Origin of the sequence: Paenibacillus macerans, from assembly GCF_050565405.1 — a bacterium.
Classification (GTDB): Bacteria; Bacillota; Bacilli; order Paenibacillales; family Paenibacillaceae; genus Fontibacillus; species Fontibacillus macerans_B.
Genome location: NZ_JBNYYG010000005.1, coordinates 44955 through 60586 on the forward strand (window position 1 = coordinate 44955; position 15632 = coordinate 60586).

Below are 15632 nucleotides of genomic sequence, written 5' to 3' on the forward strand. Positions count from 1 at the left end.
CCCTCATGTCCAGACAACGTTCCATGGAAGCGATCCTGGGTTCGGATTTCGTGACGATCGGCGAGCTGGTACGGCTGACGGCGACCCGCTACAGCACCCTGAAGTTTTACACGGAGGAAGGCATGCTGCCGTTCGAGCAAGCCGAAGAGAACCTGACGCGCCGATACCGGCGGGAAGCGACGGTTGAGCGGATTTCGCAGATCAAACAGCTGCGGTCCGACGGCTTGTCGGTCCCGGAGATTAAAGCGGCGCTACGGATGGAAAAATAAACCGTTCCCGTATATAATGATAGCATTAATCGATTTCCAAAAGCATTGGAGATCTCCGCTTGGGCGGGGATCTCCTTTTTTGCGCGGTATTAGGTAAAGGAGAGGGATTCCTGCACGTCCCGATCAAGCTTATGGACCGAGCGATGGTGGGGCGGTTCCCCGGACTGGCCAAACTGTGCACTCCCGAGGATTTTGCTGCTCTGCAAAAGCTCGATGACCAACTGCGGCGTAAGGGATATAGCGCGAAGACGCGTAATCCTATCTTGGGCATGCCGAGCGCTTCATCCGGCAAACCGCGTTATCGGTGGAAGAAATCACTCCCGCTGACCTCGACCGTTATTTTCTCGGATTGATCAAAGACGATCGGTCGTATAGTTACGTAAACCAAGCCATCAGCGCCCTGCGCTTCTGGATGCGACTTCCAACGTAAAGCACCGGCTGCTGCTGACGTTGGTTTATTCTTCGGGACTTCGCGTCAGCGAGGTCGTACGCCTGGAACGAAAGGATGTGGATGAATCTCGCCGGCTGATCCACATCCGGCAAGCCAAAGGAGGCAAGGATCGGTACAGCCTGCTGTCCGAATCCGTGATCGAGCTGCTGCGCATCTATATGAAAAATTATGCGGTGATGAGGTATCTTTTTCGTGGGGGTGGAGAGCTTGGAGGGCATCTCACCGAACGTGCGGCACAATCCGTTTTTGAACGGACTAAACGCAAAGCGGGGATCTTAAAAAGTGCGTCCATCCATACACTGCGCCATTCATTCGCTACCCATCTGCTAGAAAACGGCACGGATTTGCGGCACATCCAGCAACTTCTCGGACACGCCAGCCTAAAGACCACCCAGATCTATACTCACGTCGGGTTGGGGGACCTTACCCGCATCCAAAGCCCCATAGACCGGCTACTGAAAAGTACACCCCCGACAGAAAGGGATTAACAGCCCCTGCGTCTAATATACATTTATGGAAGATTATACGAACGCACTAATCCCCCCTATTCGGCGGGATGTGGGAAGTCGGAGAAACAACGTTAGATGAAATTCCTCATAAACAAAACAATAAAAATCTTCAAAGAAGAGGAGAAAGGCTTTATATATGAAAGACTATTTTATTAGGATCATATCTGGCTTATTGACTTTCGGTGTTATCTTAGGCATAGCCTATATTTTTAACATTAATTTGCTTCAGGAAGGACATCCTCGGCGCCACCCTCTTATTCTATTGATTGTATTTGTTGGAGGCTGGTTCGGTTGGTATCTTTACAAAAAATTTAAAAGAGATAAGAATCCATGAATATCTATTGTAGAAATCAACAAGCAAAAATAACAGCACCCAAATTTAAACTGAATCATAACATCATAACCCACTAACCTGAAAATCTAAAGAGAAAATCATGTTTGTTATTCGAAGAAGTGAGGACCTTCATCTAACAATGCATTCACGCATCGTAGCCTGACGGCTGCTCGGTCGCCGAGAAGCATTTCGAGGAAGTGATTTCAGGCGACAACCCTGCGAACCTAACCACGTCGCGGCCGGCTCCTCCGGAGCCTTAAGGTTCTCGGGTTCGTGAATACGGGAACGTTAAGTGAAATCTCCCTAGATAAAGACATTAAGATCAAAAAAATAACTCTTTAGGTTATAATGAAAGCATAATCATGATTCAGAGGAGGGAACTTCAATGAAGCGGGAAGAAATTGAAAATAAATTAAAAACCGAAAAACATTTTTTGAAAGAACATTTTTATGTTGAAAAGATCGGTTTATTTGGTTCCTTTGCTCGTGATGAACAGACCGAAGCCAGTGATATTGATTTATTAGTTGAATTTTCCAAACCTGTGGGATTTGAATTCTTGGACCTGAAAGATTATTTGGAATCGGTATTTAAACGTCCCATTGATCTTGTTACACCGAGTGCCATCAAACCTTATATGAGAGATGAAATACTAAGTGAGGTACAATATCAGTGAAGCGGCCTCTAAATTCCTTGATGGATATTCTAGAATCAATAAATCGATATAGAGACTTACCTCTTGAATGTTGAATATGAGGGCTTTTTGACTAATCAAATGCTATTGGATGCAGTAATTCGAAATTTAGAAATCATCGGAGAAGCGGCAAGAAACCTTAGCGACGATGTAAGGATGAAATATAAAGAAATTCCTTGGAGGAACATGATTGGGCTAAGGAATATTTTAATTCATGAATACTTTGGCATTGATGAAAGCATAGTCTGGGAAGTAGCAACAAGAAATTTAAAAGAGATAAAACCGGGGATTATAAAAGCTATTCAGGAAGAGGGAGACTTCACTTAACACTGTATTCACGCTGCGAGACCTAACGGTCTCTTGGTTGTCAGAAGAATTATCGAAGAAGTAAGTTCAGACAACAAACGCCCCAGCCTAAGATAAGAGCTATCTAAGGCTGGGGCGTTTCGTGAATACAAGAACGTTATAAGAAATCCCCGATAATACTCAAAGAAAAAAACTGAAAGGAGCGATAAGCAATAAAAGCATACAAAAGAAGTGGAATTGTACTCGTGATAATTGTAGTATTATTCATGTTTTGGAATTCATATAGTATTTCAACTATTGAAGCAGTTACTATACAGAATGTAAGCAAAAGACAAGTAAATTAGTCAATGCTTCGTGGTCGGGGACATCTTATAACACCGTATTCACGCATCAGGGCTTTCGCCCCAAGTTGAATCAGGGGCACTTAAGCAAGCTCAGGGAATGACTGCCAGTGCTAATGCTATGGAAGATATTTCAGAAAACATTCAGCATATCGCCGAAACTACATCCATTGTCGCACTAACTTCAAGTGAAATGTTGGAACATGCTGATCGGGGAAATCAGTCAATCCAAACGGCGGTTGAGGAGATCCATCAGCTTAATGAAACGACCCGTATAATGGCAGAAAGTATTAATGAGTTGTATCAGATGTCTGACAATGTAAGCAGTATAGCAGGAATGATAACAGAGATTTCCTCGCAAACCCATCTACTGGCATTGAGTGCAGCCATAGAGGCAGCTCGAGCGGGAGAGAATGGTCGAGGGTTTACGGTGGTCGCCGATGAAGTAAAAAAATTGGCTGAACAATCTGAACGTCTTCACATGAAAAACGATCTTTAATTGATGCTGTTCAAACGAAAACAAGTGACGCTGCAGAAATGGTAAAGCTGGGACTCAAGCAGCTTGATCGAGGGATAAAAGAGTCCTACAAGAAGCAGGACAAGCATTCAGCAAAATTGTCAACTCTGCTGGAGTTGTAGCTAAGCAAAATCAGGAAATATCTACGGCAACTCAGGAAATATCTGCAGGAACCGAAGAAATTTCCGCTTCATTTCAGAAGGTATCTTCAATCTCCAACGACACTGTAAAAAATGTCCAACACATCATGGAAGCGAACCATTCACAAGTGAAAAGAACAGAGGAAAATCCGAAACTTCAGCCAAAATGTTGGAAACGATCGAAAAAATGAGAAAGGAGGTTAATCAATTTCAGGTATAATTTGGAGAAAGGACGAGCCAATGAGTTATTTCTCACTGGCTCGTTATGCTATTTCAACACACTTCCTCCAAAAAGAAAGCGCTTTTCCCATTGAGTGCCCTCAATATTATCGATACGAACGCCGCCCGATTCTTTGGAATAAGTTTGCAGGATTTTCCCGTCTCCAAGATAAATCCCGTTATGGGTGATACGGGCAGTGCTTTTATTAATTCCTCGGTAGTCAGAAGTTTTGCTGCCTTTGTAAGACATGAAGAACATAATGTCTCCACGCTTGAGGTTTTTCCAGTTTGTTGTATAGGTGCCGTTTTTCTTGATATAAGCTCCTTGAGTCCTCGAGTTAGAAGGCAACTTGATTCCTGCTCCTTCCAAATAGGCTTGTCTTACAAAGTCGGAACAGTCGAACGTTTTAGTGTTGCTTCTGCTGGACCCGAACTCGTAAGGGGTTCCTAAATATTTCATCCCTTTTGCGATAACATTTTCCCGCACACTGCTTACAGTTGCTTTAGCTTGTGTAGGAATATCGCTTGATGCATGAGTCGTTGGAGCTCCAAACGGACTCATTACCAGAGAAGCAGATACCATTAAAATTGCTAAAGATTTCTTCATGCTGAATTTCCTCCTGATGTTTTTTTGTGAAACTGACGTCATCCTAACACAGGATTTCAGGATTTGTTTAGGCTTAATATTTGGAAGCTTAAAAGGTAATAATTAAACGGAATCTCCACGAAAACCACATACTTTCCACAAATTTTTTGTTTAAAATGGTTATCACCTAATAACTGTATTTAGAAAATAATGAGAATTTACAGGAGGCGCTTATGAAGAAACCAGTGCAACTCGGAGTAGCTTTTTTAGCTACGGTGTTCATTTTATCGGCCTGCACCAATTCTGGAAACAACAATGCTGCCAAGGCTGAGAATACGGTTCAACCATCAAGCAATACAACAGTTTCCGAGGTGAAAGTCGTGTCTCCATGGATTTCTTCAAAGAACACGACGCGGATAAACACGGATAATCCTGTGGAGGCGGCGGTTACGGTATCACAAACACTATGGATGGCAACCAGTGAGGATAACCGTCCAGGCAGTATTATTCTTACATCTGCAGATGATTGGCAGGATGCAGTTGTTAGTGCCGACTTGATCCATCATCCAAGCAACGGCCCCATTTTGTTCGTCAATAAAGATGGTATTCCTGAAGCTACCGCAAATGAGATGAAAAGATTAAAGCCGAAAGGCGTGAAGAGTAACGGGGGGATTCAAGCAATCTTGGTTGGCGACCTCGATCAAAAGGTTGAGGATCAGGCAAAGGAACTTGGATTTAAAACGGACAAAATTAAAGCCGACAATCCTGCAGCTTTGGCTAAAACCATTGATGCGTATTACGCTAAAGTAGCGGGAGAAAATCCTGCATCCGTCATTATTGGATCGATGGAAAGTCAAGAATATACGATGCCGGCCATCAACTGGATCGCTCATATGCCTGAACCCTTGTTGTATGTCATGAAAGATAAGATTCCCCAAGAAACCAAAGAAGCGTTGCAAACTCGGGGAGGTAAGGCCAATATATATATTCTAGGGCCTGAATCTGTCATTTCAGCGGATGTAGCCGCCGGGCTTAAGCAATACGGTAAAGTTGTACGTATCGCTGGCGATGATCCATATGCAAACGCTGTTGCCTTTGCTCAATATAAGGACAAGGCAACCGGATTTGGTTGGGGAATTACAACACCTGGGCATAACTTTTCGTTTGTAAATCTAGAAAATCCGGGACTGGCCATTGCGGGTGCGCCTTTTTCTCACTTAGGCAAGCATGCGCCGCTTCTATGGACAACAAAGGACAGTATGCCGGATTCGGTAATGTCTTACGTGATGTCTGCCCAACCCAAATATGAGAAATCTCCAACAGAGGGACCGTATAACCATGCCTGGCTAACCGGCTCTCAGGGATCCATTTCTGCCAAGGCTCAGGGACAAATTGACACCATGCTGGAGATTGTATCGGCATCAGGGATGGATCATGGAAGTATGGGTGGAATGAACGGCAATACGGGTGATATGCCCGGAATGAACCACTAACTCGAATTAAACGTAAAAGGCTGTATAGGATTGTTTAATATGATCCATACAGCCTTTTTACTCAATTGGAATAATGATGTTAGTATAGGAAGCGAATTTGGTAATGTTACAGGCAGAAGATGTTGCAGAATGGTTGGCAAGGGGGATAGGAGCGTACGTCCTTAGCATCGTTCTCAATGTGGTCATCAGCATCTTAGGGGTAATTCCTTCCGCTTTTCTCACGATGACCAACGTCTTAGTTTTTGGGGGGATCACAGGTTTTTTCGTATCCTGGATCGGTGAAATGGCCGGTGCGTTTGTTTCCTATATGTTATACCGAAAAGAGGCACTCAAACTAGAGAAGAAGTATCTTTCAAAGAACAGAAGGTTGTGGTTCCATCGTATACAACGGATGAGTACTCTCAGGCAGTTTCTCACGGTTTTGATCGCCAGAACGTTACAGTTATGAGTGTAATGTCACAATACGTATTCCGATCTATCTCTTTGCTACTGGCATCGGAAAAGCCCCGTCCATTCTTCTAGAGTCTATGGCTGGCTATGAATTTAAGATGATTGAAGATCAACGCGTCAAAACAGGTCTTACAATATTGCTTCTATTTTCTTTCTTCTTCATTCTCTTGATACCAAGAACGTTTAGATCTAGGAAGTCGGATATTTAAACATCCGCCACACGACCATAATATCGGGTCGTGTTTTTTATAAGTCCATAGAAATCGCACGCTTTCCACACGGTTTCTACACAATCACTCTTTACAATGAACTTATCAAGTTATTGAAATGATGAAGGAGGAATACAAATGGATTGGTCTTGGCTGCTATTGTTGGCTTGTCCGTTAATGATGGTATTTATGATGTTTGGAATGAAGGGGCATGGTCACGGTCATGGCTCTCATTCGGACCATTCACCAAATAACCAAGCGATGCAAACACAGCTTGATGAATTAAAAGCGCAAAATGAACAAATGAAGCAAGAAATTCAAAAACTATCCCGGTAAACCAATCCAGAATTCAAATTTATCAAAGGAGGAATTAACATGAGTTGCTGCGGTAATCACAACCATGACGGAAATAATCACGGAGGGGAACATTCCGGCCATTCCAAAAAACTTCATTGGATGATGATTCTGTGCTGCGTCCTGCCGATCGTTCTATTCGCCGCACTGCTTATTTTTAATGGATTATCAAGTTCGACGGGAAGTATTATTCCATTCTTGCTTCTGCTCATTTGCCCATTGTCACACCTGCTTTTGATGACGATGATAAGTAAGAAACGACACTAACAAACCCAATACCGAGAACATGGAGTGGATGAGTTCATGAAGAATATATATCGATGGGGGGGAGTTTTGCTTTTCCTTTTACTTGTTGCCGGTACTTGGCTTTTCGGTAAACAGCCGGAAGGGAAAGCAGCTCCTGCTTCCGTTTTTTATGTGCCAAACGCTGGAGAGGGAACCATCTCTGTTGTTGATTACGAACAAGGAAAAACAATAGACACGATTAAACTGGGAACAGACCAAGCATCTCACGGTATTGCACTAAGCTTAGACCAAAAAGTTCTTTACGCCGGCACCGGATTTGACGGCAAAACGCTGATCGCTATCGATACGAAAACCAAAAAGAAAATCAAGGAACTTGCTTTTGACGAAGGCGTGCATGGCATCGATATAAGCCCGGACGGTCAGAACTTATACGTATCCCTTAATCCGGGACTTGGTAAAACGGGCGGGAAATTGGCCATCGTGGATGCGGCGAATCTCGAACGAAAATCGCTAGTTGAGACGGGAGAAGGCCCTGCACATGTTGCAGTTACTGCGGACGGTTCCCTAGTTTGGACAGCGAATGTGAATGATGACACGATTTCGATCGTAGACTCCGTAACGGCAAAAGTCATTAAAACCATTGCTGTCGGGAATGTGCCTAACGAGGTGGCGGTTATGCCGGATTCGCGATATGCTTTTGCTGCCAATGTAGAGTCGAATACGGTGTCTGTTATTGATATGAAATCCATGCAAGTGATCAAGAACATCGAAGCGGGCGATGCTCCTCATGGGGTAACGGTCTCACCAGACGGGAAGGAGTTATGGGTTAGCAATAACAAGTCAAATGACGTCACGGTGATCAGTACGGACACCTTTCGCGTATTAGCGACGATTTCAACAGGTTCTTATGCAAATCACGTAGGCTTTACACCCGATGGGGTATGGGCTTTTGTCTCAAATCGGCAATCGAACGATATTGTAAAGATCAACCGTGAGGAAAGAAAGGTTGTAGCGAAGATTCCGGTGGGCTCCGAACCGCATGAAATATCACTGGAAGATATCATCGTTCCTGTCCAACCCTCGGACGTAACCGCCTCTGACGCTAGTTCAGATCCATCCGTTCAGGAAGGAACACTGGGCCCGGCTCAAATCACGGTACAAAGGTTACAAGCAAATGACCTTGGGAGTGATCCGAATTTATCGGAGATCAAAGCGGAGGATTTTCAAACAAATGATATTTATGGTATTTCGTTAACCGCTCATACTGGAGATATTTCTAATTTGTTAAATGAGAAGAGGATTAGCCTGCAAGACTTAACGGGTAAAAAAGTATCTCCTTCCCGGTTGGTTTCCGTAAGCAACGACTCGCACCATCCTTTTTATTTGGCCTGGTTTCCCAAAACAGAGCAAACCTCTCAGGTCGAAATGAAAATTGACGGACCCAATGGAGAAACCGTGTCTTTATCCTGGAGTAAGCAACTGGATCAAGAAATATAGTGAGCGTGCTCACTATATTTTTTGAGGATAAATATAAAAATGAGAATAATCAAATTCAGGAGGATAAAACAACATGAATAAAAACTGGATAATAGCATTCACTGTGGCGATTTTAGCCATTAGTATTACTGCCTGTGGTACATCACAACAGAATAACAATGCAAAACCAAATCAAACCACGAATAACTCTGAAAACAAAGCATAAGCCCCAATTTCACAAAATATTTCGCCGGCAGTCTATTACACTGCTGATGAAGGGGGACATTACTAAGATAGATGCAGCTACAAATCAAGTCCTCCAGACCATTAAGGTTGAAGGGGCCGTTCATAATGTCCAGGTCTCTCCCGACGTAAAATTGGTAGGAGCTACGGTTGTTCCATCGATGTCGGACATGGAAGGAATGACGGAGGCGGAAGATCAAGAGGGCAGTCATGGTGAAGATGGGGATCATGAAATGAATGGTTATGCCTATTTTTATGACACGGCTTCAGACGAACTCGTCATAAAACCCTGGTCGTTCCTTTAAACGCAGAGAATGCAGCCGCAATCGTGGACTTAGATTCCGAGAAAATGATCAAAGTGCCTGCAAAATTTATGTGACAAACATGTTCGATAACACCGTAACCGTAATCGATAATGAAACCAATAAAGTGATTACAACGATTAATGTAGGCACAACGCCAAATGGAATTAGTGTTACTCCATAAAAATAAGGGGGTAAAGACTTGAGAGTCATATTATTTGAAATCGGGGGATTCTCCCTTAGATCCTATGGCGTCGTAGTGGGTTTGGCTGTATTGCTTGCCGTGGGTGTAGCGTACTTTTTAGCCCGTGGGACGCAATATCAAAAACACATTTATAATCTGGTATTCTATGTACTCATCGGTGCGATTTTGGGGGCCAGAATATGGCATGTATTCTTTTTTCAATGGGGGTATTATTCGCAAAACCTATCCGAAATCTTTGCCATTTGGAATGGGGGAATCTCTATCCTCGGAGCGATAGTCGGCGGTTTCGCGGCCTTGGCTATTTATACTCGGAGAAATCAACTTTCGTTCTGGGAACTCGCCGATATTTTGGCCCCGGCAGTCATATTGGGGCAGGCCGTGGGCAGGATTGCCTGCTTCCTAAATGGTGATGCATTTGGAGCACCGACAGGCACAGGCTTCGGCATCGTGTATCCAGAAGGGACAATGGCCTTTGATCGGTATGGCGCCGTACCGTTATGGCCGGCCGAAATTTGGGAGGGGCAGCTCGATTTGATTGTATTTGGAGTTCTCATGGCCATGAAGAATCTCAAGCTTCCCGTAGGGGGACTGTTCTTAAGTTATAATATGATGTATGCACTGGTCCGGTTTTCTCTTGAATTTTTGCGTGGGGATTCGCCACGGTACGCCTTGAATTGGACTGCGGGACAGTGGACCAGTGCGAGTATCTTCCTGATCTCTGCAGCCTTGATGGTGTATTTCTTCTTTAAGCGCAACCAAGAGACAAAGGCAATCACCTTGTAAAAAATTGAGTCAATCGGTAAAGGCGGGTGGCAGCGTGCCAAAACTACAGGTTCTTGTTGTAGACGATGAATGGAATATGCGTAATCTCTTGCGGATTTATTTAACACGTGAAGGGTTTGAGGTCAAGGAAGCTACAAACGGAAATGAAGCCTTGGAAATGGCGGCTAACCATCATTTCGACATTATTCTACTGGACCTGATGCTGCCGGATATGGACGGGTGGCAAGTATGCAAAAAGATCCGGGAGAAGGATGGTGTAGCTATTTTGATGCTCACTGCGCGTTCGGAGACGAAAGATAAAGTGTACGGGCTTGGTATCGGAGCGGATGATTACTTGACCAAGCCATTTGAACCGGAGGAGTTGTTGGCCAGAGTCTATTCCTTGATCCGCCGTTCGGCGATTACACAATCCATCAGGCGGCAAGAGGCTGCGCTAGAGTTTCCCCATCTGAGAATATTACCGGAGGGCAGAGAAGTTATTATCCATGACACTGCCGTTGAATTCACGCAGAAAGAGTTTGATTTATTCATCGCGCTCGCGAAAAGCGAACAACGTGCTTTCGACCGAGAAGAGTTGGTGAATCTAATCTGGGGGAACGAATACGAGGGAGAAATTCGCGTCGTAGACACGCATATCAAGAATATCCGGGAAAAGGCCCAAAAGGCAGGGCTCGGCTATAATCCGATTCAAACGGTGTGGGGAGTAGGGTATAAGTTCAACGGAGCAGGGACTTCCAATGAGAAGGAATAAAATTGGCTTCAAGCTTGGTTTGATGATTCTCGTCGCTTTTGTTGTCGTGATTCTCTCTTTAGGGTTGACGGTTGATCGAATGTTTACGAATTTCTATAACTCGGAAATGAGAACAGAGGTAAATGAACTTACGACTCACTTCACAGCGATGAGCCAATCGCCTGAGATGCTGTCCGAAGAAACGCTGCTTAAGTTTGCTGATTTTTCAAACGTCAGTATTTTGTTTGTTTCTGAACAAGGAGACATATTGGCTCACTCCGGAACCTATGAAATATCGGACGGGACCTTCATTAAGCCCAAGGACTTGAAGCTTCTTTTTACTGGAAAAGCTATAGAACTTGAACATACCGATGTAAATGGAGAGCGTTACTTCGTGGCGGCCAGACCCGTATTGGATACCACGGGAGTAAATATTAAAGCCGCGGTGTATGTCCTTTCTTCGACCCGGCATATGGATGAATCCATTACGGCCGTTCGTAGCGTATTGGTGCTGTCGGGACTAGGGGCCTTTCTACTGGCACTTGGAATCACCTGGATCATCGCCAAAATCCTATCCCGACCCATGCTGCAGATGCAAGCGGCAACACGGAAAATTGCCGCAGGCGAGTTGGAAACTCGATTAACGATTCAGCGGGATGATGAAATTGGTGTTTTGGCGGATTCCATCAATCATCTGGCCATCGAGCTTCAGCGATACAGGGATACGCGGCAGGAGTTTTTTGCCAATATATCTCATGAGCTTCGAACTCCAATCACGTACTTGGAAGGATATGCACAAGTCCTCAAGAAGCGTCTTTATGAAACAGAGGAGGAGAAGGATAAATATTTAGATATTATTCATGAAGAGGCTATTCGTTTACAGCACCTTGTTGAGGATCTATTCGATTTGGCAAAGATGGAAGAAGGGAAAGTCAGCTTGTCGCTAGAGTGGATTGATTTAGTGGAAATTACGGACAACGTGGTTCAAAAAATTAAGCTTAAAGCAAATGAGAAGAACTTATCTCTCCAAACGAAGATCAACAGCAACATTCCACTGATTTACGGTGACGGCTTGAGGATGGAGCAGGTTCTTCTGAACTTGTTGGAAAATGCTGTACGCTATACGGAGAAGGGCAGCATAGGCGTTGAGCTGGAACAAAACCACTCCTATGTTTATATAGCGGTGGAAGATACCGGCATTGGTATCCCAGAGGATGAGATTCCGTACATTTTTGACCGTTTTTATCGTGTGGAGAAGTCCCGGTCACGACAGTATGGTGGCACAGGGCTCGGTTTGCCGATCGCTAAAAAATTAGTGGAGCTGCAAGGCGGGGAACTCCAGGTCTTCAGTAAGTTAGGCCGCGGGACCAGATTTGAGATCCGCTTTGTACCTGAACACCAGGAGGAACGAATATGAAGAAGGCGGATTGGGTGTTCGTCATTGTTCTCATATCTATGGGGCTGGCATGTTTAATCGTATCGGCTTCATCATTCCGTGGCATGTCATTTCCTCAAATGGGACTTTCCATCGCGCAGGCTTGTTTATCGATGATTGTGATAGCTACGATCATTGGTACCGTATATTGGTTCACGCAAAGAAACAAACCTTAACTCCTATCGGTTCCCTAAGTTCAAATCCGAGGTGAAAAAATTGAATAAGATCCAAACCGAAAGAATAAAAAGACGATACAATCGCGTAGCCCCTCTGTTTCACAAAATGGACAGTAAGATGATGAAAACTTGGAGAAGCAACTTATTATCAGGATTAAGCGGTAATATTCTAGAGGTTGGTATTGGTACGGGAGCTAATCTTCCTTACTATTCTTCTTCCGTTTCATTAACAGGAATAGATTTTAGTCCCAGTATGCTGAATTACGCCAAGATACGCGCAGAAGAACTTGGCATGAAAGTAAATTTGATTGAAATGGATGCAGAGCACATGGATTTTGCGGACCATACCTTTGATTATGTAATAGCTACCTGCGTGTTTTGCTCTGTTCCGGACCCTATACAAGGGATGAAAGAAATGGCTCGTGTATGTAAGCCGGAAGGACAAATTCGTTTACTGGAGCATATGCGTAGCGATAACCCGGTTGTGGGAAAAATCATGGATCTGCTTAATCCAATCACTGTAAAGATGTCTGGGGCGAATATCAATCGAAGAACGATAGAAAATGTGGAAAAAGCGGGGCTCGATATTGAACAAAACGAGCGGTTGTTTTCGACAATCGTCAGAAGTCTAACCCTGAATACAATAGTTTGATCTTTATAACTTCTTCACAATCTATAAATTAGTTCTTCATATTTACTGTTTATATTATATTTAAAAGGAGGAGATACTAATGAAAAAACTATGGATTGGAATCGCAACGATGGCTTTGGTTATGGGAATTGGAACGGCAGGTGTTTATGCAGCTACATCCGAAAACGGTACCGGCGATAGTGGTAAAGCAAATAGTCAAGGCACCTTCGAACAAATGTTGCCGTATGCCAAGCAAATGCACCCTGATCTCTCCGAAGAGCAAATTCGGGAGATGTATAATAGCTGCCATGGTGGCAATGGCTCGGGTGCTAAAGGTATGATGAACAATACTCAGATGGGCAGCAATATGATGAACTTCTAATCACGAATTTAGACAGGCCTCGCGAGTTACGTGGGGTCTTGTCTTATTTAATGAAAGGATTTGTATGGAACGGACAAAAATTTTAATTGTCGATGATGAGCCAAGCCTTCTCCGCGTCATTAAAGCCTATCTGGAGAAACAGGATTACCTCGTTTATGAAACAGATTCAGGGCAGGGGGCGCTTCGGCTTTTTGAAAATCTCCAACCTGACTTAATCATCTTGGACTTAATGCTTCCGGACCTTTCGGGTGAGGATGTCTGCAAAACGATCCGAAAGAAATCGGATACACCTATCCTCATGTTGACCGCCAAAAGCGGTGAAGATGACCTTGTTCACGGTCTATTAATCGGAGCTGATGACTATCTTGTCAAGCCGTTCAGCCCTCGGGAACTGATGGCGAGGGTTATGAGCTTGCTAAGAAGATCGAAGTCTGCCGGATATATGTTGAAGGAAAAAAAGATTTCTTTCGGCGGGAACCGCCTATCCATCGATCCGGAACGTCATGAAGTAACAGTCAGGGGCGAAATCGTCCAGCTTACCCCCATTGAATTCAAATTACTTGAAACTTTAGCCAAACATCCTAAAAGAGCATTTAGCCGTTTCGAACTGGTTAATCTGATACAAGGGGATGATTTTGAAGGTATGGAACGAACGATCGATGTCCATATCAAGAACATCCGCCAAAAAATCGGTGATGACCCGAAAAATCCATCGTTTATTATTACGGTCTATGGGGTGGGTTATAAATTTCAGGGGGGCCCTGATGAATAGCGGAGGACTGCGTAAAAGACTGTTAATTTCGCATCTAGGCGTAAGCCTCGGTTCACTGTTACTTATCATGTTCATTGTTTATCTCGTTATGTCTTTCTCATTTGGAAGGTATACGCAGAGCCAGCAGCAAGCAGAAGCGGATATGATTGTTGAAGATTTGGCCGGATCCTATCATGCAAATTCAGGCGGATGGTCGATGGATTCTTTAATGTCCGTATCCCACCAAGCCATGCTTCGGAACTATAACGTAAGCATTTATGATGCCGGAGGCCGTTTGATCTGGGATACGAAATCAATGGGGAGAATGATGAATGCCTCTGCACTGACGGGAGGAGGCACTGATTTTAATACAAAAGTCATAGCGCGAGACATTACGAAAAATAGTGTAAAGATCGGCAGGATCGAAATTGAGGGACTTGCAAGCAATTTTGAAACGCAAAACCGCCAGTTTTTGAACCTGTTTAACACGTTACTTTGGGTGGCCTTTGTCTTGGCTATTGTCGGAGTGACGCTATTTAGCGTAATCATGGCAAATAGTCTAAGCAGACCTTTATTGCGCATCAAACAAATAGCTACTCAAATGAAGGAAGGGAATTTGTCTTCACGTGTTGCATTGACCCATCATCAAACGGAAATCGAGGAGGTGGGGCTCGCTTTAAATCATTTAGCGGATGCACTGGAGCAACAAGATCAGTTACGCAAAAATTTAACAGCCGATATCGCTCATGAATTACGCACTCCGCTTGCCACGATCCAAAGCCATATTGAAGCTTTTCAAGATGGCGTATGGGAAGCGACGCCCGATAAATTGGAGGTATGCCATGGGCAAGTTATCCGATTAGTAAAGCTTATTCATGATTTGGAGAACTTGTCAGCGGTCGAAAATCCGATGCTCAAGCTAAAACAAGAACCGGTTAGACTGGTTGAGGTGATCAGAGAATCTGAAAAAACGGTCAAGGCTCAGTTTAAGGAGAAACCGATCGATCTCATCATTCAGGAAGAAACTCCTGTGGTTATCACCGGCGACGCTGGACGACTGGTTCAAGTTTTTGTGAACCTGTTGAATAACGCCTATAAATATACCGGCGAAGGTTCAATTCATGTTAGTATTTCTGAAGTCGCAGATCATGTGAACGTAACGGTTTCAGATACGGGTACAGGCATAGCGTCCGATGAGCTACCGTATATCTTTGAGCGTTTCTATCGTGGAGATAAATCGCGAGATCGTAGAACAGGCGGTGCCGGAATCGGATTGGCCATCGTAAAAGCCATCGTAGAAGCACACGGCGGCAGTATTCATGTTGAGAGTAAAATCAATCAAGGCACCCGGTTTACATTACACTTTCCAAAAAAGTTAATATAAAAGATGAGCTGTCTTAAAA

Annotated in this window: 22 protein-coding genes and 1 pseudogene; 22 read left to right on the top strand and 1 reads right to left on the bottom strand. The window is 44.0% G+C overall.

The window, feature by feature from the left end; translation table 11 throughout:
- Positions 1-5: 5 nt before the first annotated feature.
- The 7 genes and pseudogenes from ACQ4N8_RS05780 to ACQ4N8_RS05810 all read left to right on the top strand — a co-directional run bounded on the left by ACQ4N8_RS05780 (position 6) and on the right by ACQ4N8_RS05810 (position 3400).
- A complete protein-coding gene (locus tag ACQ4N8_RS05780; protein ID WP_430703385.1) occupies positions 6-269 on the top strand; it encodes a helix-turn-helix domain-containing protein in 264 nt (87 codons plus the stop codon).
- A 59-nt stretch (positions 270-328) separates the two neighbouring features.
- Positions 329-622 (top strand): hypothetical protein, encoded by a 294-nt coding sequence (locus ACQ4N8_RS05785; protein WP_430703521.1) that lies wholly within the window; start codon positions 329-331, stop codon positions 620-622.
- The gene (locus ACQ4N8_RS05790) at positions 574-699 is read left to right on the top strand and encodes a hypothetical protein (RefSeq protein WP_430703386.1); all 126 of its coding nucleotides are present in this window, start codon (positions 574-576) and stop codon (positions 697-699) included. The genes ACQ4N8_RS05785 and ACQ4N8_RS05790 overlap by 49 nt, the downstream gene beginning before the upstream one ends.
- Positions 675-1208, top strand: a pseudogene (locus tag ACQ4N8_RS05795) (tyrosine-type recombinase/integrase); the annotation flags it as partial. The gene ACQ4N8_RS05790 and the pseudogene ACQ4N8_RS05795, both read left to right, overlap by 25 nt.
- A gap of 740 nt (positions 1209-1948) precedes the next feature.
- A complete protein-coding gene (locus tag ACQ4N8_RS05800) occupies positions 1949-2236 on the top strand; it encodes a nucleotidyltransferase family protein (RefSeq protein WP_430703387.1) in 288 nt (95 codons plus the stop codon).
- Between the two features lie 63 nt (positions 2237-2299).
- Positions 2300-2581, top strand: coding sequence for a HepT-like ribonuclease domain-containing protein (locus ACQ4N8_RS05805; RefSeq protein ID WP_430703388.1), 282 nt, complete (start codon positions 2300-2302; stop codon positions 2579-2581).
- Between the two features lie 360 nt (positions 2582-2941).
- Positions 2942-3400 (top strand): methyl-accepting chemotaxis protein, encoded by a 459-nt coding sequence (locus ACQ4N8_RS05810; protein ID WP_430703516.1) that lies wholly within the window; start codon positions 2942-2944, stop codon positions 3398-3400.
- A gap of 426 nt (positions 3401-3826) precedes the next feature.
- On the opposite strand, the gene ACQ4N8_RS05815 is transcribed toward ACQ4N8_RS05810, so the two are convergent.
- The gene (locus ACQ4N8_RS05815; RefSeq protein ID WP_430703389.1) at positions 3827-4384 is read right to left on the bottom strand and encodes a C40 family peptidase; all 558 of its coding nucleotides are present in this window, start codon (positions 4382-4384) and stop codon (positions 3827-3829) included.
- A gap of 212 nt (positions 4385-4596) precedes the next feature.
- Here ACQ4N8_RS05815 and ACQ4N8_RS05820 point away from each other — a divergent pair, with 212 nt between their 5' ends.
- The 15 genes from ACQ4N8_RS05820 (at position 4597) to ACQ4N8_RS05890 (ending at position 15613) form a co-directional block, all read left to right on the top strand.
- Positions 4597-5856, top strand: coding sequence for a cell wall-binding repeat-containing protein (locus tag ACQ4N8_RS05820; protein WP_430703390.1), 1260 nt, complete (start codon positions 4597-4599; stop codon positions 5854-5856).
- A 103-nt stretch (positions 5857-5959) separates the two neighbouring features.
- On the top strand, positions 5960-6304 hold the full coding sequence (locus ACQ4N8_RS05825; protein ID WP_430703391.1) for a VTT domain-containing protein: 345 nt from the start codon (positions 5960-5962) through the stop codon (positions 6302-6304).
- 349 nt (positions 6305-6653) lie between these two features.
- On the top strand, positions 6654-6851 hold the full coding sequence (locus ACQ4N8_RS05830) for a DUF2933 domain-containing protein (RefSeq protein ID WP_430703392.1): 198 nt from the start codon (positions 6654-6656) through the stop codon (positions 6849-6851).
- A 321-nt stretch (positions 6852-7172) separates the two neighbouring features.
- Entirely contained in the window at positions 7173-8612 is a 1440-nt protein-coding gene (locus tag ACQ4N8_RS05835; protein WP_430703393.1) for a cytochrome D1 domain-containing protein, read from the top strand.
- A gap of 73 nt (positions 8613-8685) precedes the next feature.
- A complete protein-coding gene (locus ACQ4N8_RS05840; RefSeq protein WP_430703394.1) occupies positions 8686-8817 on the top strand; it encodes a hypothetical protein in 132 nt (43 codons plus the stop codon).
- 46 nt (positions 8818-8863) lie between these two features.
- On the top strand, positions 8864-9139 hold the full coding sequence (locus tag ACQ4N8_RS05845; protein ID WP_430703395.1) for a hypothetical protein: 276 nt from the start codon (positions 8864-8866) through the stop codon (positions 9137-9139).
- A gap of 79 nt (positions 9140-9218) precedes the next feature.
- Positions 9219-9320 carry a hypothetical protein gene (locus tag ACQ4N8_RS05850; protein WP_430703396.1) on the top strand — a complete coding sequence of 34 codons (102 nt, stop codon included), beginning with the start codon at positions 9219-9221 and terminating at the stop codon, positions 9318-9320.
- Positions 9321-9338: 18 nt separating this feature from the next.
- Positions 9339-10124, top strand: a complete 786-nt coding sequence (lgt, locus tag ACQ4N8_RS05855; RefSeq protein ID WP_430703397.1) for a prolipoprotein diacylglyceryl transferase — start codon at positions 9339-9341, stop codon at positions 10122-10124.
- A gap of 34 nt (positions 10125-10158) precedes the next feature.
- Positions 10159-10875 (top strand): response regulator transcription factor, encoded by a 717-nt coding sequence (locus tag ACQ4N8_RS05860; RefSeq protein ID WP_430703398.1) that lies wholly within the window; start codon positions 10159-10161, stop codon positions 10873-10875.
- The gene (locus ACQ4N8_RS05865) at positions 10862-12271 is read left to right on the top strand and encodes an ATP-binding protein (protein ID WP_430703399.1); all 1410 of its coding nucleotides are present in this window, start codon (positions 10862-10864) and stop codon (positions 12269-12271) included. The genes ACQ4N8_RS05860 and ACQ4N8_RS05865 overlap by 14 nt, the downstream gene beginning before the upstream one ends.
- The gene (locus ACQ4N8_RS05870; RefSeq protein ID WP_430703400.1) at positions 12268-12465 is read left to right on the top strand and encodes a hypothetical protein; all 198 of its coding nucleotides are present in this window, start codon (positions 12268-12270) and stop codon (positions 12463-12465) included. The genes ACQ4N8_RS05865 and ACQ4N8_RS05870 overlap by 4 nt, the downstream gene beginning before the upstream one ends.
- A 31-nt stretch (positions 12466-12496) precedes the next feature.
- A complete protein-coding gene (locus tag ACQ4N8_RS05875; protein WP_430703401.1) occupies positions 12497-13117 on the top strand; it encodes a class I SAM-dependent methyltransferase in 621 nt (206 codons plus the stop codon).
- Positions 13118-13196: 79 nt separating this feature from the next.
- Positions 13197-13478: an FAD/FMN-containing dehydrogenase gene (locus ACQ4N8_RS05880; RefSeq protein ID WP_430703402.1), complete on the top strand. Its 282-nt coding sequence runs from the start codon at positions 13197-13199 to the stop codon at positions 13476-13478.
- 64 nt (positions 13479-13542) lie between these two features.
- Positions 13543-14250 (top strand): response regulator transcription factor, encoded by a 708-nt coding sequence (locus ACQ4N8_RS05885; protein ID WP_430703403.1) that lies wholly within the window; start codon positions 13543-13545, stop codon positions 14248-14250.
- Positions 14243-15613, top strand: a complete 1371-nt coding sequence (locus tag ACQ4N8_RS05890) for a sensor histidine kinase (protein WP_430703404.1) — start codon at positions 14243-14245, stop codon at positions 15611-15613. The genes ACQ4N8_RS05885 and ACQ4N8_RS05890 overlap by 8 nt, the downstream gene beginning before the upstream one ends.
- Positions 15614-15632 lie beyond the last annotated feature (19 nt).

Bases quoted from the DNA above. Each gene is read 5' to 3' on its own strand.
- ACQ4N8_RS05780 (WP_430703385.1), top strand. From the start codon at position 6: ATGTCCAGACAACGTTCCATGGAAGCGATCCTGGGTTCGGATTTCGTG.
- ACQ4N8_RS05800 (WP_430703387.1), top strand. From the start codon at position 1,949: ATGAAGCGGGAAGAAATTGAAAATAAATTAAAAACCGAAAAACATTTT.
- ACQ4N8_RS05815 (WP_430703389.1), bottom strand. From the start codon at position 4,384: ATGAAGAAATCTTTAGCAATTTTAATGGTATCTGCTTCTCTGGTAATG.
- ACQ4N8_RS05820 (WP_430703390.1), top strand. From the start codon at position 4,597: ATGAAGAAACCAGTGCAACTCGGAGTAGCTTTTTTAGCTACGGTGTTC.
- ACQ4N8_RS05825 (WP_430703391.1), top strand. From the start codon at position 5,960: ATGTTACAGGCAGAAGATGTTGCAGAATGGTTGGCAAGGGGGATAGGA.
- ACQ4N8_RS05830 (WP_430703392.1), top strand. From the start codon at position 6,654: ATGGATTGGTCTTGGCTGCTATTGTTGGCTTGTCCGTTAATGATGGTA.
- ACQ4N8_RS05835 (WP_430703393.1), top strand. From the start codon at position 7,173: ATGAAGAATATATATCGATGGGGGGGAGTTTTGCTTTTCCTTTTACTT.
- ACQ4N8_RS05840 (WP_430703394.1), top strand. From the start codon at position 8,686: ATGAATAAAAACTGGATAATAGCATTCACTGTGGCGATTTTAGCCATT.
- ACQ4N8_RS05845 (WP_430703395.1), top strand. From the start codon at position 8,864: ATGAAGGGGGACATTACTAAGATAGATGCAGCTACAAATCAAGTCCTC.
- ACQ4N8_RS05850 (WP_430703396.1), top strand. From the start codon at position 9,219: ATGTTCGATAACACCGTAACCGTAATCGATAATGAAACCAATAAAGTG.
- ACQ4N8_RS05865 (WP_430703399.1), top strand. From the start codon at position 10,862: ATGAGAAGGAATAAAATTGGCTTCAAGCTTGGTTTGATGATTCTCGTC.
- ACQ4N8_RS05870 (WP_430703400.1), top strand. From the start codon at position 12,268: ATGAAGAAGGCGGATTGGGTGTTCGTCATTGTTCTCATATCTATGGGG.
- ACQ4N8_RS05880 (WP_430703402.1), top strand. From the start codon at position 13,197: ATGAAAAAACTATGGATTGGAATCGCAACGATGGCTTTGGTTATGGGA.
- ACQ4N8_RS05885 (WP_430703403.1), top strand. From the start codon at position 13,543: ATGGAACGGACAAAAATTTTAATTGTCGATGATGAGCCAAGCCTTCTC.
- ACQ4N8_RS05890 (WP_430703404.1), top strand. From the start codon at position 14,243: ATGAATAGCGGAGGACTGCGTAAAAGACTGTTAATTTCGCATCTAGGC.